The sequence below is a fragment of the Devosia sp. J2-20 genome, assembly GCF_055808475.1.
The window spans coordinates 1,312,733-1,335,173 of the sequence record NZ_CM147870.1 but is presented as its reverse complement, the minus strand read 5'-3'; the positions used below and the strand labels follow the sequence as shown (position 1 = coordinate 1,335,173).

At 59.9% G+C, this 22,441-nt stretch carries 25 protein-coding genes; 7 read left to right on the top strand and 18 right to left on the bottom strand.

Going from position 1 to position 22,441, the window contains the following annotated elements:
• Positions 1 to 9: 9 nt before the first annotated feature.
• The 4 genes from cysQ to AC0L37_RS06540 all read right to left on the bottom strand — a co-directional run bounded on the left by cysQ (position 10) and on the right by AC0L37_RS06540 (position 3,550).
• Complete coding sequence (cysQ, locus tag AC0L37_RS06555; RefSeq protein ID WP_212657609.1) at positions 10 to 801, bottom strand: 3'(2'),5'-bisphosphate nucleotidase CysQ; 792 nt, start codon at positions 799 to 801, stop codon at positions 10 to 12.
• A 220-nt stretch (positions 802 to 1,021) separates the two neighbouring features.
• Positions 1,022 to 1,672 (bottom strand): sugar transferase, encoded by a 651-nt coding sequence (locus AC0L37_RS06550; RefSeq protein WP_427857081.1) that lies wholly within the window; start codon positions 1,670 to 1,672, stop codon positions 1,022 to 1,024.
• A gap of 661 nt (positions 1,673 to 2,333) precedes the next feature.
• Entirely contained in the window at positions 2,334 to 2,687 is a 354-nt protein-coding gene (locus AC0L37_RS06545) for a hypothetical protein (RefSeq protein ID WP_212657608.1), read from the bottom strand.
• 296 nt (positions 2,688 to 2,983) lie between these two features.
• Positions 2,984 to 3,550 carry a transglutaminase-like cysteine peptidase gene (locus tag AC0L37_RS06540; protein WP_212657607.1) on the bottom strand — a complete coding sequence of 189 codons (567 nt, stop codon included), beginning with the start codon at positions 3,548 to 3,550 and terminating at the stop codon, positions 2,984 to 2,986.
• Positions 3,551 to 3,832: 282 nt separating this feature from the next.
• Here AC0L37_RS06540 and AC0L37_RS06535 point away from each other — a divergent pair, with 282 nt between their 5' ends.
• Entirely contained in the window at positions 3,833 to 4,609 is a 777-nt protein-coding gene (locus tag AC0L37_RS06535) for an NAD kinase (RefSeq protein WP_282221652.1), read from the top strand.
• Here AC0L37_RS06535 and AC0L37_RS06530 read toward each other — a convergent pair.
• From AC0L37_RS06530 to AC0L37_RS06510, 5 genes are all read right to left on the bottom strand, one after another.
• Positions 4,606 to 5,811 carry a DUF2336 domain-containing protein gene (locus AC0L37_RS06530; protein WP_212657605.1) on the bottom strand — a complete coding sequence of 402 codons (1,206 nt, stop codon included), beginning with the start codon at positions 5,809 to 5,811 and terminating at the stop codon, positions 4,606 to 4,608. The two genes, AC0L37_RS06535 and AC0L37_RS06530, sit on opposite strands and share 4 nt — an antisense overlap.
• 80 nt (positions 5,812 to 5,891) lie before the next feature.
• A complete protein-coding gene (locus tag AC0L37_RS06525) occupies positions 5,892 to 6,449 on the bottom strand; it encodes a uridine kinase family protein (protein ID WP_282221653.1) in 558 nt (185 codons plus the stop codon).
• A gap of 92 nt (positions 6,450 to 6,541) precedes the next feature.
• Positions 6,542 to 6,697, bottom strand: a complete 156-nt coding sequence (locus AC0L37_RS06520) for a hypothetical protein (RefSeq protein ID WP_212657603.1) — start codon at positions 6,695 to 6,697, stop codon at positions 6,542 to 6,544.
• Between the two features lie 169 nt (positions 6,698 to 6,866).
• Positions 6,867 to 7,673 (bottom strand): transglycosylase SLT domain-containing protein, encoded by an 807-nt coding sequence (locus AC0L37_RS06515; RefSeq protein WP_212657602.1) that lies wholly within the window; start codon positions 7,671 to 7,673, stop codon positions 6,867 to 6,869.
• An 85-nt stretch (positions 7,674 to 7,758) separates the two neighbouring features.
• Positions 7,759 to 8,346: a nitroreductase family protein gene (locus AC0L37_RS06510; RefSeq protein WP_282221654.1), complete on the bottom strand. Its 588-nt coding sequence runs from the start codon at positions 8,344 to 8,346 to the stop codon at positions 7,759 to 7,761.
• A 195-nt stretch (positions 8,347 to 8,541) separates the two neighbouring features.
• On the opposite strand from AC0L37_RS06510, the gene AC0L37_RS06505 reads away from it, so the two are divergent.
• On the top strand, positions 8,542 to 9,507 hold the full coding sequence (locus AC0L37_RS06505; protein WP_212657600.1) for a hypothetical protein: 966 nt from the start codon (positions 8,542 to 8,544) through the stop codon (positions 9,505 to 9,507).
• Positions 9,508 to 9,615: 108 nt separating this feature from the next.
• Positions 9,616 to 11,406 carry a hypothetical protein gene (locus AC0L37_RS06500; RefSeq protein ID WP_212657599.1) on the top strand — a complete coding sequence of 597 codons (1,791 nt, stop codon included), beginning with the start codon at positions 9,616 to 9,618 and terminating at the stop codon, positions 11,404 to 11,406.
• A gap of 35 nt (positions 11,407 to 11,441) precedes the next feature.
• Here AC0L37_RS06500 and AC0L37_RS06495 read toward each other — a convergent pair whose 3' ends face one another.
• From AC0L37_RS06495 to AC0L37_RS06460, 8 genes are all read right to left on the bottom strand, one after another.
• Positions 11,442 to 12,845, bottom strand: a complete 1,404-nt coding sequence (locus AC0L37_RS06495; protein WP_282221655.1) for a phosphohexomutase domain-containing protein — start codon at positions 12,843 to 12,845, stop codon at positions 11,442 to 11,444.
• Positions 12,846 to 12,874: 29 nt separating this feature from the next.
• Positions 12,875 to 13,873 carry an NAD-dependent epimerase/dehydratase family protein gene (locus tag AC0L37_RS06490; protein ID WP_212657597.1) on the bottom strand — a complete coding sequence of 333 codons (999 nt, stop codon included), beginning with the start codon at positions 13,871 to 13,873 and terminating at the stop codon, positions 12,875 to 12,877.
• Between the two features lie 40 nt (positions 13,874 to 13,913).
• Entirely contained in the window at positions 13,914 to 15,260 is a 1,347-nt protein-coding gene (locus tag AC0L37_RS06485; protein ID WP_212657596.1) for a UDP-glucose dehydrogenase family protein, read from the bottom strand.
• A gap of 83 nt (positions 15,261 to 15,343) precedes the next feature.
• Positions 15,344 to 15,775, bottom strand: coding sequence for an alternative ribosome rescue aminoacyl-tRNA hydrolase ArfB (gene arfB, locus AC0L37_RS06480; protein ID WP_212657595.1), 432 nt, complete (start codon positions 15,773 to 15,775; stop codon positions 15,344 to 15,346).
• Between the two features lie 15 nt (positions 15,776 to 15,790).
• Entirely contained in the window at positions 15,791 to 16,018 is a 228-nt protein-coding gene (locus tag AC0L37_RS06475) for a hypothetical protein (protein WP_212657594.1), read from the bottom strand.
• 3 nt (positions 16,019 to 16,021) lie between these two features.
• A complete protein-coding gene (gene thrS, locus AC0L37_RS06470) occupies positions 16,022 to 18,001 on the bottom strand; it encodes a threonine--tRNA ligase (protein ID WP_282221656.1) in 1,980 nt (659 codons plus the stop codon).
• A 71-nt stretch (positions 18,002 to 18,072) separates the two neighbouring features.
• Positions 18,073 to 18,384, bottom strand: a complete 312-nt coding sequence (yidD, locus tag AC0L37_RS06465; RefSeq protein WP_282221657.1) for a membrane protein insertion efficiency factor YidD — start codon at positions 18,382 to 18,384, stop codon at positions 18,073 to 18,075.
• Positions 18,384 to 18,836, bottom strand: coding sequence for an iron-sulfur cluster assembly scaffold protein (locus AC0L37_RS06460; RefSeq protein WP_282221658.1), 453 nt, complete (start codon positions 18,834 to 18,836; stop codon positions 18,384 to 18,386). Before AC0L37_RS06460 ends, yidD begins: the two co-directional genes overlap by 1 nt.
• Before the next feature lie 143 nt (positions 18,837 to 18,979).
• Between AC0L37_RS06460 and folE the strand changes: the two genes are divergently transcribed.
• Positions 18,980 to 19,603 carry a GTP cyclohydrolase I FolE gene (gene folE / locus AC0L37_RS06455; protein WP_212657590.1) on the top strand — a complete coding sequence of 208 codons (624 nt, stop codon included), beginning with the start codon at positions 18,980 to 18,982 and terminating at the stop codon, positions 19,601 to 19,603.
• Between the two features lie 40 nt (positions 19,604 to 19,643).
• Positions 19,644 to 20,102, top strand: a complete 459-nt coding sequence (gene hisI / locus AC0L37_RS06450) for a phosphoribosyl-AMP cyclohydrolase (RefSeq protein ID WP_269369428.1) — start codon at positions 19,644 to 19,646, stop codon at positions 20,100 to 20,102.
• Here hisI and AC0L37_RS06445 read toward each other — a convergent pair.
• The gene (locus AC0L37_RS06445) at positions 20,099 to 20,833 is read right to left on the bottom strand and encodes a rhomboid family intramembrane serine protease (RefSeq protein WP_282221659.1); all 735 of its coding nucleotides are present in this window, start codon (positions 20,831 to 20,833) and stop codon (positions 20,099 to 20,101) included. The two genes, hisI and AC0L37_RS06445, sit on opposite strands and share 4 nt — an antisense overlap.
• Before the next feature lie 182 nt (positions 20,834 to 21,015).
• Here AC0L37_RS06445 and AC0L37_RS06440 point away from each other — a divergent pair, with 182 nt between their 5' ends.
• Together AC0L37_RS06440 and AC0L37_RS06435 are read left to right on the top strand one after the other, a co-directional pair.
• Positions 21,016 to 21,669, top strand: a complete 654-nt coding sequence (locus AC0L37_RS06440; protein WP_212657587.1) for a PAS domain-containing protein — start codon at positions 21,016 to 21,018, stop codon at positions 21,667 to 21,669.
• A gap of 128 nt (positions 21,670 to 21,797) precedes the next feature.
• A complete protein-coding gene (locus AC0L37_RS06435) occupies positions 21,798 to 22,430 on the top strand; it encodes a PilZ domain-containing protein (RefSeq protein WP_282221660.1) in 633 nt (210 codons plus the stop codon).
• The last annotated feature ends 11 nt before the right edge of the window (positions 22,431 to 22,441 follow it).

Genomic DNA, 22,441 nt, shown 5'->3' with positions numbered 1-22,441 from the left:
CAGTGTGGCCTAAGCCAGATTGGGATCGCCAAACGCGACGAAATGCGGATTGGCAAAGTCCGTGTCATGCCCCTGATTGCGCTTGCCGTAGCACAGCACATCGCCGGACACCGTCTGCACCCGGCCACCGGCAGCCCGCAGGATCGCGTCTCCGGCGGCCGTATCCCACTCCATGGTGCGCCCAAGACGAGGGTACAGATCGGCCTCCCCCGAAGCGACAAGGCAGAATTTGAGCGAGGAGCCAGCCGGCACGAAATTGGCAACCTGAAAGCGCTGCAGCCACGCATCGGTGTCACTGGCGCCATGTGAACGGCTGCCCACCACGTCAATGCCGGCCTCGGCCGCTTCGCGCACGCTGATCTTGCGCTGCCCCTGCAACGCTCCATCCACCACCTGGGCGCAATGGGCACCCTCCTGGCGCTGCCCCCACCAGATACGACCCAGCGCTGGCGCATACACCACGCCCAGCACCGGCACGCCGTGCTCGATCAGCCCGATATTGACGGTGAACTCGCCATTCTTGGTAATGAATTCCTTGCTGCCATCAAGCGGGTCCACCAGAAAGAACCGCTCGGCAGTCGCCGGCACCTGCCCGGCCGCGGCCGCTTCTTCGGCCACGATAGGCACATCCGGCGCAATCAATTGCAGTTGCGCGACAATGATCTTCTCGGCCGCAATATCGGCCTCGGTCACCGGCGACTGGTCGCTTTTGTGCGAGACCGCAAAATCCGTCTCGTAAATCCGCAGAATTTCCGCCCCGGCGGCAATGGCCGCATCCAGCAACTTCACAACGTCAACCATACTCAACTCCAAGACTGTCGGCCCTCTGGCCAGGCCGGGCCACCGCAAAGCCGCCCGATCCCCTGCCATCTTCACATCGTCAATTCTGTCCACCGGCACCCGGGCGCACCACAAAACCGCGCCGCCAGCAGGTGCCGCGCCATCATGATGGGTTTGCGTAAACAGGGCATGATGCAATCTGGTCTTTGGGGCAACGGCCCCACGCAGCTGACTTTAACGATTAGCTGCCTGTTCCCCCGAAAAACTCCTGCTGAATGGTCTTCACCAGAATGCGCAGATCCAGCATGAGCGAGAAGTTCTCAATATAGGCTAGGTCGTGGTCGATACGGGCCCGGGCCTGTACCGGATCGGACGCATCACCGCGCAGCCCATTGGCCTGGGCCCAGCCGGTAATCCCGGGCAGCATGCTCAGCCGATGATCATAATAGGGCACAAGGCTTCGATAGGGCTGCGGCCCCGCCAGCATGCCCGGCACGTGCGGCCGCGGTCCCACAATCGACATCTGCCCGATCAGCACATTGAGCAATTGCGGCAGTTCATCAATGCTGGTCTTGCGCAGAAATGCCCCCACCCGCGTAATGCGTGGATCGCCCTTGACGGTATGGGCAACCCCTGAGGCATCACACACTTCCAGACGCATAGAACGAAACTTGAAGGCCATGAAGGCATGACCATGAAGCCCTTCGCGCTTCTGACGAAACAGCGCCGGTCCCCGGCTCTCAATGCGGATGGCAATGGCCACCATGAGCACCAGCGGCGCCAGCAACACCAGCGCAAGAGCCGAGGCCACAACATCGAAAATTCTCTTGATTGCCAGCGCGACCTGACGGCGCGGCTGCTCGGGTTGAGGGGCAGGATCATTGCCCATCATTGTCAGCGGCAAGCCGGACTGCAGGGTCACCTGACGGCGCGCGGGCTTTTCCGTGGTGTCCAGCTCGATGGCGGACGCCAATGCACCGGCACCACTGTAACCAAATCGGTCACGACCACTAACGACCCGGTAATCCGCACGCTCGTATCTGTCCATCGGGATACTCACCTATACATTACAGTATGGTAGTCGCTCTACTAGTGCCGCCCCGCCATCATAACAAAACAGGCCGAAAGACCAATCACAAAAATTGCATAGCTGGCATTGCAGTTAATTGTCGAAATGCCGAACAACTAGTCACAAGGCCGAAATATAACGCAGTTTGAAAAGCAGTCCGTTCACATCAAAAAAATACGCCGCCGCACTCTAGTGCAGGCAACGCATCAAAATGAACTAACGAATTTTCGAGACGCGAGCTTTACTCGCAAAATGGGATTCGCACCCAGCAAAAGCGCCAGCAATATTTGGCGCCAGCACTAACTGAGCTCGCCGCGCATCCAGTCCCGGAACCAGCAAGAAAGCACGTACTATCGCACCTATGGGGCGTGGCCACGCTAATCGGCATCACGCATCAACGATGCGCCATACCACCAACCGGTCTTTCAACACCAAGCAAACTACGCCTCAGAAAACTCTGAGGCGCTCGCTTGGTCGCGTTGGACTAGAGTGGGCTGGCTGGATTGCCCAGAGCGCCAGAGCCTGGCAGCAAGAGTTCAAACAGCGCGTCGATTTCAGCCTGGAATCCTTCATCCGCAGCGTTTGCGGCAAAGACTTCGGAGCGAAGGGCGGTAAATGACGCGTTGGCCACTTCCAGATCAACAGCCGACGCCAGAGCGCCCGCATAGGCATTGATCGCTGTTTCACAGGTCGGCACGGTTCCCGTTGGAATGGTGCACGATGTAAACACTGCCGAGTAGAGGCCTTCATAGCCGGATACCGGAGCTGCATTCGAAGCGGAGATGGCTGCCATACCAAGCACACCAGCCGTTGCAATAGTCGTGATCAGCTTACGCATCTCAAATCCTCACATTGATCCCGCACTCGAATTACTAGTCCTGCCTAGTCGTGCGGTCAAGCGAACGTTTAGACTTCATTTACCTTTCTAGCAACAGCCATCCCAATCAATTGGTAAATGTGACAATCCAGTCCATCATCGCCAAGTCACCAAATTCATTCGACAATTTGCTGTTATCTTGACGCCCCAAGTAAACGCTCGATCGGCATGCATTCGCTGCATGGCCCGAATGCAATAAAAAACCCCCACGGCCGTGGCCCTGGGGGTTCTTGTTTTTTGTACGCTGAAACCGTGACTTAGCCAGCGATCCAGCGATTTGGGTTCGACGAAGACATCGAGCGGATCTTGTAGCCAGATGCGCGCAGGCTCTTGACCGTGTTGCTCAGATTATCCAGCACGTAATCGCCCTGGCTGGTCTTGACCACCAGTACGGCATGCGGCTCGCCGCGGCGGGTATGGGTATAGGCGATGCGCAGGGCCCCCGAAGAAACACCCTTGCTGATCAGCGCGCTGCGCTTGGACAGCACATAGTCTTCGCAATCGCCGGCCGTTGGGTTCAACTCCCAGACATCGGCGGTGTCGCGCTTTGGACGAATGCTGCGGTTCACATGGATATTGATGGTCTTGAGCACAGCCATCAGATTGGGCGACATCGTCACCTGGCTACGGCCGCTGCTGGCGCATTCGCTCTTGTTCTTGGCGCAGAAGAACTGCATCGCCAGTGGCGTTACCGCTGCGGTGCGGGTAACCAGCTCCGAGCTGACGACCGACCGGGAGCTGGCAAATGCGGCTGCATTGCCAACCGAGAAGAGAGTAGCGGCCAATGTCAGGCCAGTCACGACTGCTGCAAATTTGGTGTTCATGGACGTATCCCCTGATGAGTTGTTGTCATCAGGATGCACGCAGCCGATTGCTGTCGAATTCGAAAATTCGATACAATTTTATTCAATTGCCGAGATTTCTGCCGCGGCTATGAGCGGCTGATACCCCTATTGGAGCACCGCCCCGTTGCTGCGGGCTGTGCATTTTGACTCAAGCGCGCAGCAAATTTGCCTCAAATGCCGTCGATCCACAGCGCCGCGCCATGCGGCTGGCCCCTGCCCCCCACCCATGCTAGGCAAACGCGATTGTTTCCGGAGACGCCCGTGTCCAGCCAACCTGCTGACCGCATTTGCTTTGTGACCAATGACACGCCCGAGGCCGACGCCGCTGCGGCGCGCCTGAGGGCGCGTTACGGCGACTTCCCCATTGAATCAGCCGATGTCGTGGTTGCTTTGGGCGGCGATGGCCTGATGCTGCAGACCCTGCACCGGGTCATGGGACTGGGCGTGCCAGTCTATGGCATGAATTTCGGCTCGGTCGGCTTCATGATGAACACCTTCTCCGAGGACAATCTGCAGGAACGCCTGCAGGCGGTGCAGCGCACGCGGATCTATCCGCTCTCCATGCAGGTCCTCAGCACCACCGGCCAGACCCAGACAGCGCTGGCGCTCAATGAAGTCTCGCTGTTCCGCTCAACTTATCAGGCCGCCAAGCTGCAGATCGTCGTGGATGGAGAAAACCGCCTCGAAGAGCTGATCTGCGACGGCGCCCTGCTATCCACGCCCGCCGGCTCCACGGCCTATAATCTCTCAGCGCATGGCCCGATCCTGCCGATCGAAGCGCCGCTGCTCGCCCTGACCCCGATTTCGCCCTTCCGGCCGCGGCGCTGGCGCGGGGCAATTCTGTCCAACCGGGCAGTGGTCAAGTTCATCACGCGTGAATCCGACAAGCGCCCGGTCAGCGCTGTGGCCGACAATGTGGAATTCCAGAACGTTCTTGAAGTCACGGTGTTTGAGGACCGCTCCCATGGCGTCACCCTGCTGTTTGATCCAGGCACGAGCCTGGAAGAGCGCGTCCTGAGCGAGCAGTTCCGCTTCTAGGCCGCAGGCAAGGCCAGCCTTGGCTCGGGCGCATCAAGCGCCACCGCCATGGGCGCACGCGCCTCTACGGCAAAAGCCGCCATCACCCCACGCGCCGCCTTGCGCGCCAGCACGATGTTCTGCTCGCTGAGATAGGCGAACGCCTCCTCCAGTTCCTGGGGAATATCACCTTGATGCTCGGCGATGAGTTCTTCGGTCAGTGCCGTCACCACATAATGGCGCGCACCAGCATCATCTGCCAGATCGCTGGCTCGTGCGTGCATCACCAGCCGGGTCAGCAGATTGCGCACACCATGGCCCAGCCCACATCGCACCAGCAGCGCATTGAGCGCTGAGCGGCTGCCTCGCTCGAGCAGCGCAAAGACCTTGGAGCGCGGTGCCTGCGCCAGTTCAGCCAGACAGTCTGCAAAAAACATCACATGCCCGGTCACCACTGCGTGCATCAACACGCGGGTATTGAGCCGGTCACTGACAATCAGATCGGCAACATAGTCGGGATTGGCCTTGCCCGCTTCGCGCTCGCCAATTGCCGACAGCGCGGTATCGCCGCTATCGCGCAGCACCCGTCCCAGCCTGTCGCTGGCCAGCGCGCCCTTGACGATCCGGGTACCCCGCAAGGCCTCGGTGACCTTTTGGACCAACAGCAGGCGCGCCGATGCCGTCAGATCACGGCGCGCCAGAAGGGCCCCGCGCATCGCGGCATCGTCACCATGGGTTTGAGCCAGATGCGTTAGCAGATCGGCGCTCAGGGCGACGTCATGACGCCGCAGCAGGCGCAGGGTAAGTGGACCATCTTGCCGGGCGATCAGCGCGGCCGCCAGCCGGGGACTGATCTGCTTGCGCTGGCTGATCGAGGTCAGCATCGACACGTCCAGTGTCTTGATCAACCCGATCAGATCGGCGTCGATCAGCACCGGCGAATATTGCAGCACGGCGCGCGAGATCACCGCACTGTCGTGCAGCAGCGCCAGCATGATGGGACGCGGCGCCATGGAAGAATGTAACAGGCCATAGGCCAGTGCAGCCCGCACCTTGACCGACGGATCGTCGAGAAACCCGATCAGCGCGGCATACAGCGCGGCATGTTCATCGGCCGGGCCGGTATGGTTCAGATAGGCCAGCGCGGACAGATGAGCCGCGCTGCCGCGCTCCTCGCTGTCCATCGATCGGGACAGTGATACAAACTCCTGATACGCAACCATACTCTTCTCCGCACACCGGCAGAGATCACACTAAGTGCCAAGGTTTAAGGAACGGTTCACCATAAACCGTCGCGCCACATTCATGGCAGGGTTCGCGTACCGTCCAGCACAATATTGGCAAAATCGGCCGGGCGTTCGGTGGCCAGGTAGTCATCCTCGGACTTCTGCCACGCCTGCCACAGCTCAAGCGCCTGCGCCCCGTCCCGCTCCAGTCCACGCGCCAGCCGCGTCGGCTGCGGTGTCTCAACAAATATCGTGTAGCTCAGCATGGGGCGGAAAACAGCGCGCGTCGCGGTCACCCCTTCAACAATCACAGTGCCCCCGACCGGCACATCGTGCCATTCGGCCAGACGGCGCGTGTGCCAGTCATAGCGCTGATAACGCCCCGTTATGTTGCGCGATAACGGTATGAGCACCTGCGCGAGCAGCCGATCATACCAGTTCAACGGATTATCCCAGCTGGCAAAATCGTCCGTATGAATGATCCGGGCATCAAGCGGGGTGGCCAATCGCTCGGCCAGTGTGGACTTGCCGGCACCGCCACAGCCATCAATTCCGATAATCCGGGTTGTCATTGGCGGCGGCACTTGAGCCGCAGCAATGTCGGCTACAAGCGCGTTCAGGTTCGAAATGCTCATCTCTCCACCTCACACGACAGACGCATGAGCGTCCAACCCCGGCAGGCGCAAGAGAACGTCAGTGAAATGTGGAAGGGGTCGCTGTTGGACTGCTAGAGCGCGGAGGCGACAAAGCCGAAAAGCTGAGAAATGCCAACCCAGGCACCCGCCAGAACCAGCCAGCTTGCCAGCGCAAGGCCGACAATGGTCCAGCCGCGCGGCAGGCCCGCAACAGTGGAAGTCCGTGGTGTCATCGCTGTCGTACGCATAGCGGTCTCCTCGGGACGAGCCGAACCAACTTCAGATATGTTGATTACGCGTCCAGAGTGTTAAACGAGTGTAAACAAATGCCGTTGCAATCGCCCTGCCAATCATTTGCCGGTCGCGCAAAGCCCCGAATGGCCACCAATTGGTAAACCCCGGATCAGCAGAACCGCTCTATCGGGCGTAAAGCTGGGTGAAGAACGCCCCACCATCGCCTGCATCGGTCACCGTTGACGCAGGCGAGTCGGGCTCGTTCTTGAACAGGCCGGTAAACGACATATTGGCCGGCGAAAACCGCGAAGGCACTACCGGCGTCGGCTCGGCAGGGCTGCCGCCCACCATCTGCTGGGCCGCAAAGCTGGCATTGGTATCGCCGGCTTCATGCTTGGATACCAGCACCCGATAGACATCCCGGATCGTGCGGGGCTGGCCATTGGAATAAAAGATCGAGCGATTGGCCGAGGCCTGTTTCGGAAACAGATTGGCCGCAATCTGGTCAGGATCCTTCAACCCCGCCGTAAACATGCGCTCTGCCCCCTGCGCACCCAGAAAGTGCGCGATATAGAGCTCACCCGCGCTGGGCATGCGCCCAAACCGCGAATGCAGGTAATCGCCATTGCTCTTGGTGAAGGCTGCAGCCAGATCGGCTGCCATTTGCGGATCCTCGCGCATCTTGAGAATCTTGGCCTTCATCGCCGGGTCGCGGACAACGTAATCCCCGCCCCCACTACGTTCGATATTCTGGGCGATGTCGCCATAACCCAGCCGCGGCCCGTCCTCCTTGAGCACCTGCAGCCAAGTGCTTTCGAGAAACTGGAACAACCCCACGGCTGACGATGTCTGTGCCTTGGCCTGCGGATTGAGACTGCTCTCGCGCATGGCCGTTTGCAGCAGATAGTCGAAATCAACCCCGTTCCGGTCGCCGGCGGCGGTCAGAACATAGGCCAGACTTTGCGGGACTGATATCGGCTGTACGCCCATGTGCGGGCTCACCCCTGCAGGAATCGACTAGTTGGTGCCTACTAGCACACCTCAAGGTTAACCTTCCGTTAACCATACGCCGCCGTTAGGCGTCTTGCGGGTGCCACTGGCTAACAATGTCATCGAGCGCAGGGCGTGGCCGGTCCTCGATCACCGTGCTGGGCGTGCCGATGTGAATGAACCCCACAAACCGCTCACCATCCCGCGCGCCCAGCATGCATGCCGCTTCGGCATCAAAGGCATACCAGCGCGTAATCCATGACGCCGCAAAACCCAGGGCATAGGCGGCGTGAACCAGATTGAACGCCACATTGCCCGCCGACAGCAATTGCTCGAACTCGGGCACCTTGGGATGCGCCTTGGGCGAGGAAATCACTCCGATTGTCAGCGGTGCTGGCAGAAATTGCTGGCGCTCAATCTCAAGCCCTGCCTCGTCCAGCTCCGGCTTGTTGCGCGCGGCAATCTCGGCCAGCGCAGCGCCGGCCTTGGCGCGGTTTTCACCGTCGATCACCACCAGCCGCCAGGGCGCGATCTTGCCGTGATCGGGCACCCGCGTGGCAATGGTCAGCATCTGCTCAAGCTCGGCCGCATCGGGACCGGGCGCCTGCAAAAAGGCCATGCCGACTGAACGGCGGGTCAGCAGATAGTCGCGCAGGGCGGGATTGGCAGGCATGGGCAAACTCCTATTGTCGGCGCAGCAATACCCAGTTTGACGGCACAGCACCAGAACCCGGGGTTGGGGAGGCGCAAAACTGGGCGCTCACGGCATTGTCCTGTTTTCATCGGGGCGGCTCTGTGACACAGCTTTTCCCCAATTGTCGGTTATTCCCGCGTAGTGATTCACCACACAGCCGGTACAGGAGACCAGATGCGTTTGCGACAGAGACTAGCCCTGCTGCTCGCTTTGGCCTTTGTGGGATTTGCTGTTCCGCTGCAGACGACATCGGTTCTGGCGCAGGCCAGCACGGCCGAAATGCCGCCAATGCCGCGCCCTCGCCCCATTGGCGTGCCTGCCGAGCCAGCCGCACAGCCCGCTGCCAGCGAAGCCGCAGCGGCCATCACGCAGGTCACCTCCGTGCCGCAGCCGGTAAGCCTGACCGCGCGCATCACCGCCGAAGGCGCCCCCATCCCGGATGGTCTGGTCTGGCGAATATTTGAGAGCAGCACTGACACCAATGGCGAAATGGCACTGGTGGCGAAATCCGATGAAGGCACTGCCCAGGTCGAATTGCCGCCAGGTGAATACGTGGTGCACGTAGCCTATGGACGGGCCCAGATCAGCGAGCCCATATCTGTTGTGCCCGGCAACAACACCGCTGACTTCGTGCTTGAGGCTGGCGCCTTGCGGCTCAATTCAGCGGTAACCGGGGACATTCCCATCCCGCCAAACATGCTCAAATTCGATATTTTTACCGGCGATGACGCCAGCCGTGTCATGCTGGCAGAGGGGCTACTGCCCAACGATATCATCACGCTTAATGCCGGCACCTACCACATCATCTCGCATTTCGGCACCATCAACGCCGTGGTCCGGGCCGACCTGCGGGTCGAACCAGGACAGTTGACCGACGCAACGCTCTACCATCATGCCGGTCAGATTTCCTTCAAGCTGGTGTCCGAAGAGCGCGGTGAGGCAATCGCTGACGTCGAGTGGACGGTAAAGACCGCCGACGGCGCCACAATCTTCACCGATCTGGGGGCGTTTCCCTCAACCGTGCTGGCCGAGGGCGATTATCTGGTCTTCGCCAAACAGGGCGATCAGGTGTTCAATCGCGAGTTCCAGGTCAGCCCCGGCTCCGCCCGCGAAATCGAAGTTCTGACCTCCATTTACTAGCCGCTGGCCGCCCCCTCCGGTTGCTTCGCACGCAATGTGGCCTGTTTGACCATTGAAGCGCGACCGCCAATGCCCCAGATTAGGGTTTGGATAAGGGGAGAGACGACCATGCCGACCAAGACATCAACCAAGCGCCGCCTTGGCGCCATTGCCACGGCCTGCCTGTTGAGTGTCGCGCTGCCGACAGCGCCTGCATGGGCCCAGAAAACCAAGACCAAGCCTGGGACCGTCGCGGAAGCAAGCACGTCCCAGCCTGCACCTTCTGTCAGCGTCGATGTTCCCACCATCAACGCCCTCAGCGCCAATGTCGATGAAGCGACGTTGCGCGACATTCTCTCGGGTAATCTGATAGCCAACGCCGATGCCCTGGCATCGCTGACCGCGACCAGCATCACCATCCCGACAATCCGTATCTCGATAACGGACAGTCTTGCAGACAGCACAATTGTGCTTGAGAACATCGTCCTTGAGGATGTGACAGATGGCGTCGCGACCACCGCATCGGTTGGCGGCATGACGGTGGGTAGCAGCACGGGCACCGATGGTCATTTCGGCGAGATGTCTGCCAAAACCTTCGATATCGGCGGCTTGTTGCGCTTTTATGGTGTAGTCGACGGCGGCGGTCAGACAGAGATGAAGACGATTTATTCCGACTTTGTCTTTGCCGGTGGCAGCTTTACCGCTCCCGATGTCACCTGCACCATTGGCGCCGCCACGGCGACGGAGTTCAAGGCGCGCCCGATCAGTATGTCATTTGCTGAAATCATGGCGCTTAGCACCGCCCTTGAGCAACAGGACGAAGCTCCTTCGCCCGAGATATTGGGTAAGCTGATGCGCACCTATGCCGATATGCTGACCGCCATCGAATCCTCCCCAGTCAAGTTTGACGGCTTTGATTGCGACGGCACCGACGATAAGGGCAATCCGGTCAATGTCTCGGTCGCTGGCATGACCATGGGCGGTATGAGCCCTGGCATTTATCCCTCCATTGATCTGACCGACATGGCCGTTGAGGTCACTGGCGACGGCTCGATCACCATTGGCAGTCTGAGCTTCAAGGAAATCGACCTTTCAGCACCAATCGCTGCCATTCAGAATGCGCCGGACGCGCTGGACGATGATTGGTTTGAGGCCAATCTCCGTGCGCTGATACCTGCGTTTGCAGGCTTTTCCATCGGCGACGTCGCTATCGACATTCCCGACCCAGAAACACCCGGCGGCCGGCTGGTGGCCAGCATCGGCGCCTTCGATCTGTCGCTGGGCGACTACCTGAACGGTATTCCGACAAACCTGCTCACCACGGCGAGCAACCTCAAGCTTGACCTGCCCGCCGACACATCCGACGAGCAGTTGCAGCTTCTGATGGCGCTGGGCATCTCCAGCATCGACGCCGGCTTCACCCTCGACGCCAACTGGAACGAGGCCGAAAACGCCATCGCCATCAACGAAGTCTCCGTCACCGGTGTTGATCTCGCGACCGTCACGCTGGCCGGCACGATTAACAACGCCACCGACGCGCTGTTCAGCAGCAATGAGAACATGATGATGGCCGCAGCAATGGGTCTGGCAGTTGGCGATCTCAAACTCGACGTCGACGATACCGGGCTGTCCGACATCATCATGACCATGGTCGCCGCCGACCAGGGCTCCGATGCAGCCACCATGCGGCCGATCTTTGCTGGTCTCGCGGAGGGCACCGTCGTTGGCATGCTCGCTGGTGCTGCCGAAGCACAGAAAGTGGCTGGTGCAGTCAGTGCCTTCGTCAGTGGCAAGGCAAAACGGCTCACCATTGATGTTGTGGCCAAACAGGCGCCAGGCCTGGGCATGATGGATTTCATGGCCGCCCAGGATGACCCGGTTGTGCTGCTCGGCAAGGTCAATATCGACGCGTCTAACTAACCTGATGGGGTCGCCTTCGGGCGGCCCCGCTTGTTTTAGCGCACGTTTTCTGCCGCGACCCCCATAGCCCAATCAAGCAGGGACCGGGCGATTTCCGATGTCCGCCCTTCTACATAACAGCGCAATTCCGGGGCGTTTCCCGATGCCCGGAAATGGACCATATCGCCTGACGCCGTGTGGAATTGCACGCCATCGGTAACGGACACGCTGGCAATGCCATGGGGTTCGAATACACCAGCAGCAAAGCCGTCCTCCTCAACGAGGCGCGTCAGGAAGTCCGCACTTTTACTTGCAGCAACGTCCTGTAGCCGGTCGGCCATGGCAATCTGCAGCGGCAGTTCTGCTACCAACTGGTCCACCGTAACACCGCGCAGCACCGCCAGTGCCGTCGTGCACAAAAGCGGCAGCACTGCATCGCGGGTGGGCAATGCCTTCAGGGGCTGTCCCTCCACTGATATGGCAGCACCAACAAACGTGCCGCCATTGGCCTCAAAGCCGACAACGCCGTCTGGCGCCTGCTCCATGGCTGCAACGACAAATGGCGATCCGACACGGGTGCGAATGACCTTCTTGAAATAGCCGGTGCGTTCAATGGCTGAATTTGACGTAACCGGTGTCACCACGGTCTGCGCGCCCAGATATTGCGCCGTGAGCAAACCCAGCACGTCACCGCGCACGAAGGCACTCCGAGCATCCATCATCAGGGGACGGTCCCCGTCCCCATCCGCCGAAACCAACAGATCAAGCTTCTTGTCACGCACCCAGTCTTTCAGCGGTGCTAGGACAGCGTCACTGAACGCCTCTGTGTCCACCGCGACAAACGCATCGCTGCGCCCCAGACTAACCACTTCCGCTCCCGCGTGCCTCAAAACGCGGCCCAACAGGTCTCGGGCAACACTGGAATGCTCGAATACCCCGATGCGCAACCCGGTCAGGGCGCCAGCAGCTACAATAGCTGCACATCGCGCGAAATAGCGTTCCGTCGCCTCATGGCTCTCATCGACAAGTACCGGCGCGGCGTCGGCAATGTCGGTAGCGCGCAGGGCCCCCAAGATGCCCGCCTCATCAGCCTTGCTGATCTCGCCACGTGGAGCGTAGAATTTCAGACCATTTCGGTCGGCCGGGATGTGGCTACCCGTCACCATGATCGCCGGGCACCCCGCCGCCATCGCATGCAGCGCCAGCGCAGGTGTGGGAATGGCGCCGCAATCGACAGGCTCGAGTCCAGACCGGGCAATGGCAACGGCACAATCGGTCAGAATTGTCGGACTGGATGCCCGGAAGTCGCGTCCGAGATAGACCTGCCCCGCCCCAGATTGCCCAATGTTTACAAGGTGCTGCAGGAAGGCGCTGGTATAGCGGCGCGCGGCCTGCCCTTCCAGCTCGACAGCCAGTCCTCTTAGACCACTGGTTCCAAATTTCAGGCTGTTCTGCGCCACAAGGAAGCTCCCCGAACCAACGTTTGCACTCACACGCGATAATACTGCCGGTACCATGCCACAAAACTGGCCACCCCAGCCTTGATCGGCGTCCGCGGCAGGTCACCCACCAATTCCCGCAGCAACGCGGTATCGGCTGCTGTTTCGCGCGGATCTCCGGCCTGCATGGGCTTGATCGTGTACGCAGCCTTGTGGCCCAACGCCGTCTCGATGGCAGCAACAAAATCCATCAGCAACTCCGGGTGCCCACCGGCCAGATTGACAACCCGGTAGGGCGCAACGGCCGACAACGAATCCCCCTGCAGCGGTTGCCCCAGCTCCGGCCTTAACGGCATGATCCGGATCATGGCCTCGATCAGATCGTCGACGAATGTAAAATCACGTCGCATCTTCCCCTCGCCAAATATCTCGATGGGCTGCCCTGCCAAAATTGCGGACACAAATTTGAACAACGCCATGTCGGGCCTGCCCCACGGACCATAGACCGTAAAGAACCGCAGCATGGTGGTGGGGATATCGAACAAATGGGCATAGGAATGGGCCATTACCTCATTGCTCTTCTTGGTCGCGGCATAGAGCGAGATAGGCGCGTCTGCTGCGTCCCGTTCACTAAATGGCAGCTTGGTATTACCGCCATAGACCGAACTGGTCGACGCCATCAGCAGGTGGCGCGGTTTGTGGGCGCGAACGGCTTCCAGCAGGTTCGCCGTCCCCACCAGATTGGCGCTGATATAGCTCTGAGGTTGCTCAATGCTGTAGCGAACGCCGGCCTGGGCAGCCAGATGAACCACGATTTCGGCTTGAGCCCGCTCCAGCGTTTCGCTGAGTAGACCAGCGTCTTCCAGTCGGCCCTCGATTGCGCTGAATTGCGGATATTGCTGCAAAGCCGCCAGTCGCGACCGCTTTAAAGACACATCGTAATAGTCGGTGACACCGTCAAAGCCGGTGACCACATGACCATCTTCGAGCAACCGCCTGGCCAGATGATACCCGATAAACCCAGCGGTTCCCGTGACAAAGACCTGCAATACGTCCTCTTTCTGGCGTTCGTGGTCGGCATCGCCGTCGTTATTCGGCGGCCGTCTCCACGGTCGGATCAGCGTCCTGCCCATCGGGTCGGCCCACACTGAAATAGGTGAAGCCATGCTTGGCCACCTCTTCGTAGCTGTAGACATTGCGGAGGTCTACCAGCACTGGCGACGCCATTGCCCGCCGCAACCGCGCCAGATCAAGCGAGCGAAACTCGTTCCATTCGGTGACAATCACCAGCGCGTCGGCATTCTCAGCAACCGCATAGGCGCTCGCCGCATATTCAACATTGTCCATCAGTTCGGCCGCAGCCCGCATGCCTTGCGGGTCGTAGGCAACAACCCGCGCGCCCTTGTCGAGGAGATCACCGATGATGTCGATTGAGGGGGCCTCGCGCATGTCGTCGGTATTGGGTTTGAAGGTAAGACCCAGCACACCTATGGTTTTGCGCCGCACCTCACCACCGCAAGCAGCAACGATCTTGCGCGACATCGCAGCTTTGCGCTGATCGTTTATCGAGATCGTGGTCTCGACCAGCCGCATTGGACTGCCAAAATCCTGAGCGATCTTGACCAACGCCAATGTGTCTTTCGGAAAGCACGACCCGCCAAAGCCGGGTCCTGCGTGTAGAAATTTCGGACCGATCCGATTGTCCAGCCCCATCCCCCGGGCGACCTGCTGAACATCGCCACCTGCCGCTTCGCAAAGATCAGCCATCTCGTTGATGAAGGTGATCTTCATTGCGAGAAATGCATTGGCAGCATATTTGGTCAGCTCGGCAGTGCGACGATCTGTGAACATCAGCGGCGCCTGATTGAGATAGAGCGGACGATACAGTTCCGCCATCGGCGTCCTGGCGCGCTCGTTCGCGATGCCAATGACTATGCGGTCTGGGCGTTTGAAGTCGTCAATGGCAGAGCCCTCGCGCAGGAATTCGGGGTTGGACACAACCTCCACATCCGCATCTGGATTGGCGCTATCCACAATGCGCGCGACTTCGTCACCGGTTCCTACTGGCACTGTGGACTTGGTAACAACCACCGTGAAGCCGGACAGATGGCCCGCCACAGCCTCTGCAGCAGCGTAAACATAGCTCAGATCCGCATGGCCGTCACCACGCCGCGAGGGCGTCCCCACTGAAATAAACACCATCTCGGCAGTGGGCACCGCCTCGCTCAGCGCCGAGGTGAACGACAGGCGTCCTGCTGCCAGATTGGATTTGATCAGTTCGCCCAGCCCGGGCTCGTGAATGGAGATCTCGCCGCGCGACAGCCTATCGACCTTTGTCTGGTCATTATCAACGCAGACGACCTCATGACCGAAGTCAGCCAGACATACGCCTGTGACAAGCCCAACATAGCCAGAACCGACAATTGCGACTTTCATGGTCGTGCATCCCCCGCCTCGGCCCACACTAGCGAGCGCGCGAGACAAAGTCGCGATGCTCACTTAGACCGTGAAGTCGCAGCCTAGTGACCGTCCGAGGGCGTGCCGCGCAACCGCTTGATGCCGGAGCGGATGGACTTGCCTTCAAGGCGTCGACGTTTTGACGCCAGGGTCGGGCGCGTTGCCACCCGGTATTTGGGCACATGCGATGCTTCAACCAGCAAGGCGACCAGCTTTTCCTGCGCATCGGCGCGGTTCATCGGCTGGTCGCGGTGCGAATTGGCGGTAATCACAATGACACCCGACTTGGTCAGCCGCTTGCCAGCCAGCGTCGCTGCGCGGCGCTTCATCGCTTCGGGAATTGATGGCGAGTTCTTGAGATCAAAGCGCAGTTGGACAGCGCTCGACACCTTATTGACGTTCTGCCCGCCCGGTCCGGCGGAGCGGACGAATGTCTCTTCGATCTCACCGGGATCGATGGAGACGGAGCGGGTAATGACGATGGGATCAGCCATGTCCCGCTCCTCTGGTTAGCTGCGCAAACGTCCGGCGTAGATGATTTCGCCTTCGTGGATGATCAGACCCTTCAGGGTCGCCTTGTACTTGCCCTCAATGGCGGTGGTCTCAATCCAGCCTTTTGCGAGCATGCGGGCAAAGACCTTTTCGCCCACATCCTTGAAGTCATCGGGGCCGAGCAGATTGTCCTCACCCATATGGGTGATGACCTTGATTTCACGGTTGGACGGCCGTTGCGGCATGGCTCAGGCTGCCTTTTCCTTGAGGTCCGGCGGGGTGGCCTCCGCCATCAGGGCTACCAAAGCGTCCATGAACGGCTCGACCTTTTGCCCTTCAGTGCCCAGGCGACGGACCGAAACAGTCCCCTCCTCAGCCTCGCGCTTGCCCACGACAAACATCAGCGGAACCTTGCCTACCGAGTGCTCACGCACCTTGTAGTTGATCTTCTGATTGCGCACGTCGAGCTCGGCACGAATACCGGCGGCCTTGAGCTGGCGCACCAGCTTTTCGGCATAATCGTCGGCTTCCGAAACAATGGTCGCCACCACAACCTGCGTTGGGGCCAGCCACATCGGCATCCTGCCGGCATAGTTCTCAATCAGCATGCCGATAAAGCGCTCAAGCGAGCCCAGGATCGCGCGGTGCAGCATCACGGCATACTGACGTGAGCCATCCTCGGCGACATAGGTCGCATCGAGCCGTTCGGGCAGGACATAATCGAGCTGCAGCGTGCCCACCTGCCAAGACCGGCCAATGGCGTCCTTGAGGTGGAATTCCAGCTTGGGCGCGTAGAACGCGCCCTCGCCTTCTGCGATCTCGAAATCATAACCCGTCGCGCGCAGAGCATCGCCCAGCGCCTTTTCGGCCGCATCCCAGCGTTCGATCGTGCCACCGAACTTCTCGGGGCGCGTCGCCAGCTTGATGATCACATTGTCAAAGCCCATATGGCCGTACACCGAGTAGAGCAGGTGCACGAAGTGCTCGGTCTCAGACTGAATCTGGTCTTCGCGACAGAAAATGTGCGCGTCGTCCTGGGTCATCTGACGCACACGCATCAGGCCGTGCAAGGCGCCATGCGCCTCGTTGCGGTGACAGCAGCCAAACTCCGCCATGCGCAGCGGCAGGTCGCGATAGCTCTTGATGCCCTGATTGAAGATCTGCACGTGCGCCGGGCAGTTCATCGGCTTGAGCGCCATCAGATCGCCCTTGCCGCTTAGCACGGGACCTTCATCCTCCGTGCCGGGCACTTCATCGGGCACCACGAACATGTTTTCGCGATACTTGCCCCAATGGCCCGACTGCTCCCAAAACTTGGAGCTCATCAGCTGCGGCGTCTTCACTTCCTGATAGCCAGCCGTATCCAGACGACGCCGGATATAGCCTTCCATCTGGTTAAACAGTACAAAACCCTTCGGGTGCCAGAAGACGCTGCCCATCGCCTCGGACTGGAAATGGTAGAGATCCATTTCCTGCCCGATCTTGCGGTGGTCGCGCTTTTCAGCCTCTTCGACCATGTGCAGATAGCCGTCCAGCTCATCCTTGGTGGCGAAGGCGGTACCGTAAATGCGGCTCAATACCGGGTTGTTGCTATCGCCACGCCAATAGGCGCCGGCCACCTTGGTCAGCTTGAAAGCAACACCAACGTCCTTGACCGAACGCATGTGCGGGCCACGGCAAAGGTCGATCCACTGCCCCTGCTTGTACATTTTCAGCGACTGGTCAGCCGGAATGGCATCGACCAGTTCGACCTTGAAGTTCTCGCCCCGCGCCGAAAAGAAGTCCTTGGCCTGATCGCGCGTCCACACTTCCTTGGTAAAGGCAGCGCCGCGCGCAATGATCTCAGCCATCTTCTTTTCGATGGCGGGGAAATCTTCTTCCGAAAACGGCTCGTCACGCTTGAAGTCGTAGTAGAAGCCGTTCTCGATCACCGGGCCAATCGTCACCTGCGTATCGGGCCACAATTCCTGAACGGCTTCAGCCAGCACGTGAGCGGCATCGTGCCGGATCAGCTCCAGCACATCCTTGGAGCCGCTGTCACGGGTCACGAACTCGATCTTGCCGTCGGCCTCGAGTGCGTCGCTCAAATCGCTGAGCGTGCCATTCCACCGCATCGCGACGGTTTTCTTGGCCAGGCTCTTGGAGACACCCTCGACGATGGTGGTCCCAGTGGTGCCGCGCGGATAGTCGCGAGTTGCACCGTCGGGAAACGTCACCTTGATCGTCATTTTTGATCTCCAGAAATAGGAATAATGCCGCAATTATTGCAGCACGGGCGCCTGTCTAGCATGCCTGACAATTATTTCCAGCGCCCATACGTCCATGGTCGATACCAACATGCGCGTTCCGGCATCGCCTCTGGCACCGGATCATAGCCATCCGTCCCGCCAGGACGACACCGCACAAAGCGCGCCAGCCCCATCCAGCCGCCGGGCCAGAACCCGAATTTCCAGATCGCGTTGCCGGTGTATTCTGAGCAGCTGGGCAAATGCCGACAGGTTCGACCAACAAAGGCCGACAGCGTGTAGCGATATATGGTGATCAGCAGGACCGCCGCGAACTTGAACGGCAGATCAATCAAGCGCCACACCGCTGCAATGAATCCATTCATCAGCGAACCATCTCAACCGATTCTGCGGATTCAGCTTTTTCGATTGCCGCAACTACCGCATCAAACACCAGCAGGGTCGACATGTGTCGTGCGCGATACTCCCGCACCGGCTCAAGATAGCCCAGATCGCTCCATTTGCCGGCTGGCGGCGCGCCATTGTCCTTGAGCATGGCATGCATCTGATCGCGCAACGCCCGGAATTGGTCCACCGGAGTACCGACAACCTCTCGCGCCACCACTGCTGCAGAAGTCTGGCCGAGCGCACAGGCGGAGACATCGTGACCATAGGAGACGATCACACCGTCTTCGATGTTGAGATCAACCTCAATCACTGAGCCGCAGACGCGGCTCACCTTGCGCGCACTGGCATGCGGCGCCGCCAGCCGCGGCGGCTGTTGGGCATTTCCCGCAAGATCGAGGATCTTCTGAGAATAGAGATCGCTGAGTTCCATCAACCAAACAATTCTGTTTCTTGTCGCCTCTGGAGGCGCCCCTTATATAGGGGCTGAAATGCGGACTGTCAGGTCGTCGGGCCAACTGGTCCAAAATCGCGTCGACTGCGTAACAAGGGTCGTCGCGCAAAGGAGCCGCCACCATGGATGCCCACACCAAGCCAGTCGGCGCCGTTCTCGCTAGCACCACAGAAATTCGCCGCCCCAGCCGTGAAGAAGCAGAAGCCGCTGTGCGCACGCTGCTCGCCTGGGCCGGCGACGATCCCGGTCGTGAAGGTTTGCTGGAGACCCCCGGTCGCGTGACGCGTGCCTATGGCGAATTTTTTGCCGGCTATGATCAGGATGCGGGCACCGTGCTGTCCAAGACCTTCAAGGATGTCGGCGGCTATGACGACATCGTGCTGGTGCGCGACATTCCGTTCAATTCCCACTGTGAACACCACATGGTGCCGTTCGTGGGCAAGGCCCATATCGCCTACCTGCCCCATGATGGCGTGGTTGGCCTCTCCAAGTTGGCACGGCTGGTCGAGGTCTATGCGCGCCGCCTCCAGACTCAGGAAAATCTTACGGCCCAGATCGTCGACGCCATCAATGAGCACCTTAATCCCCGCGGTGCCGCCGTTATGCTTGAGGCAGAGCATATGTGCATGTCGATGCGCGGGGTTCGGGCACACGGCGCATCCACCATCACCCATCGCTTCACCGGCGTGTTCGCCGAAGACCGGGTCGAACAGGACCGTTTCCTGGCCATGATCGGCAAGCGCTAAGCAGCTGGATCAAACTGCCGGGTGGCGCTAGAAGAATGCCATGAGCATATCCTTCGCCGACCCCGCCGCCCTGAACCATGACCAGCTTGAAGAAGGCACAAGCTTTGCCCCGCGCTTTGATGCGGCGGGCCTGGTGACTGTCGTGACCGTGGAAGCGGGCAGCAAAGACGTGCTCATGCTCGCCCACATGAACGCCGAGGCTCTGGCGCTGACGCTGGAAACCGGCATCGCCCACTACTGGTCACGCTCGCGCGCCAAAATGTGGAAGAAGGGCGAAACCTCAGGCGAAACCCAGCAGGTCGTCGAACTGCGCACCGATTGCGATCAGGACGCCATTGTTCTCGTGGTCAATCAGACCGGGCGCGGCGCAGCCTGCCACACGGGGCGAAAATCCTGCTTTTATCGGCGTGCGGCGGTCCATGACGGCGTTGCTACGCTTGAAGATACGGGCCTGCCCCGGTTGTTTGATCCCAAGCAGGTCTACGCCAGCAAGGCTTAGCTACGCCGCTCAAACAGTCCAACCATTGCGATACCTGCAATAAAGCCGCCCAAATGCGCCTGCCAAGCGACAGCAACTGAGGCGCCGGTAAACAGGGGCAGCAGCGGCACTGCCGCGTTGAGCACCACCCAGATCAACACAAAACTGCGCGTGCGCGTATCGCGCCACATGTCAGCAAAGCTCGCCAGCTTGCGCCCGACAATCACCCGCTGACCGGTTTCTGGATGTTGCGCCACGATCACCGGCTGGAAAATAAAGCGCACGGCCGCACCGGTCAGACCTGAAACCCCGCCGGACGCTCCAATCAGATAGGCACCGGAGGTCAAGGTCGTTGCTGCAAAGAAAGCAGCGCCCGCCGCTGCCGACACAAAAAAGATGGCCAGCATCGGCCCTGCCCCATAGCGGCGGGTCACGGGTGTCGCAAAGATGGCGAACCACGCTACGTTGAATAGCAGATGCTCCCACCCGCCATGCATCAAGGCATGGGTGAAAGGCGTCCAGATCAGCGGTACAGCCAGGGCAATATCGCTGGCACCAGCTAGGATTCGCAGGGGCTGGAACGCAAACCAGAACACCAATTGCGCCATGCCGTCCGGGTTAAGCACGAAGGTTGACGCGAGGTGAATCGCCACCAGAACACCGATCATGGCTGTCACCGCGCCGGGCAACAGGAACACCGGCTCACGCCCGGCAGGCGGGGTGTTCTCTGGTGTGAAACCTTGTTCAGACATCACTTCACTCCGACTCGCTGGCGCCCTGCGGCTTCCAGCTCTCTTTTCCACATTGGCACACCCACGTTAACCTTAACCTTTCTTTAAGAGCGCTTTTGCCGTCAGGTTTTGCGAAAGTCTCCTCATCGCAGAAGCGTTCCATCAGGGGGGAACGTGGATGCTCGAATGGCGGGTCACAGAACATGCAGAAAACGAGCACCAAGACGCTCTATGATTATTGGAACTCCATCCGCGGCTCGCGTAGCGCGCCGGAACGGAAGGACATTGATCCCACGCAGATCCGTTCTGCACTGGCCAATACATTCATTCTTGAGCTCGACGAAAGCGACAAGTTTTCGTTCCGTCTGGCCGGCTCGCACTTGTGCACCAGCTATTGCCGTGAACTCAAGGGACGCTCTTTCTCAGCGCTCTGGCACGAACGCGACGGCGACGCCATGGACACCCTGATCCGTGCAGTAACCGAAGATCATGCTGTCGCGCTGGTTACCTTCCAGGGCACCACTGCCCTGCACACCAAGGTGAACTTCGAGACCATCCTGATGCCCCTGCGGCACAATGGCTCCACTCATACGCGCCTGCTCGGCGCCATGACTGCGCTCGATGAGCCTTACTGGCTTGGCGTTCAGCCCATCATGGAACAGCGCATCACTGGCCTGCGCCTGATCTGGCCTGATGATATTGCGCTCGAAGACAAGGTGCGCGAAGTCGCCACCAATGTCGGCAGCGATGTCACCTATGCCAGTCACACGGCGCCTAGCGCCATGCCAGCGACAGTCTTTGGCCGCACCGCACGGCGCTACGCCCATCTCGCCGTTATCGACGGCGGACGTCAGTAAGCAAGCCGCCAACAACACCAATTCAATTTGCGCGGCATTTGCCGCGCAAACTGCTGACATGCAAAACCATGCGTTAACCAAGAGCCGCTAGCTTAAGGTAGAAACACAATGGGTTTAGCGGTCAGAGAATGCTTAGCGACGATCTCCCCTCACCGCAGTTTGTTGCCCCAGTCCGCACCGCTGCGACGGCCGGAAAATTTCAGCGCGTCCAGGTCTCTGTACTTGGCCGCTACATGCTGGCCGATCGCCGGGAATTTCCCTGTCAGGTTCTCGAAATGTCACCGGGTGATGCGATCGCCATCGCGCCTGCCGCTGGTGGCGTGGGCGAAAAGGTCATCGCCTATCTTGACCTGATCGGCCGTATCGAAGGCACCATTCTCAGCCAGATCGAGGGCGGCTTCGTCATGGATCTGGCCGCCTCGCCGCGGAAGCGTGACAAGATGGCCGCCCAACTGACCTGGCTGGCCAACAAGGACGCGCTCAATCTGCCCGAAGATCGCCGGCACGAACGCGTGGTGCCTGATATTCGCCACTCTACCGTCGCCCTGGACGATGGCCGGCGCTATAATTGCAAGATCATCGATATTTCGCTCTCCGGCGCCGCCGTTGAACTCGATGTACGCCCAGCCATCGGCACAGCTGTCACCCTGGGTCGCATGCGGGCCCGCGTGGCGCGTCACTTCCAGAACGGTGTCGGCGTCGAATTCATTTCGGCCCAGGAAATGCTCACCGTCGTGCAGCAGAACCTCCGCATGAATTGATCGCCTGGCGA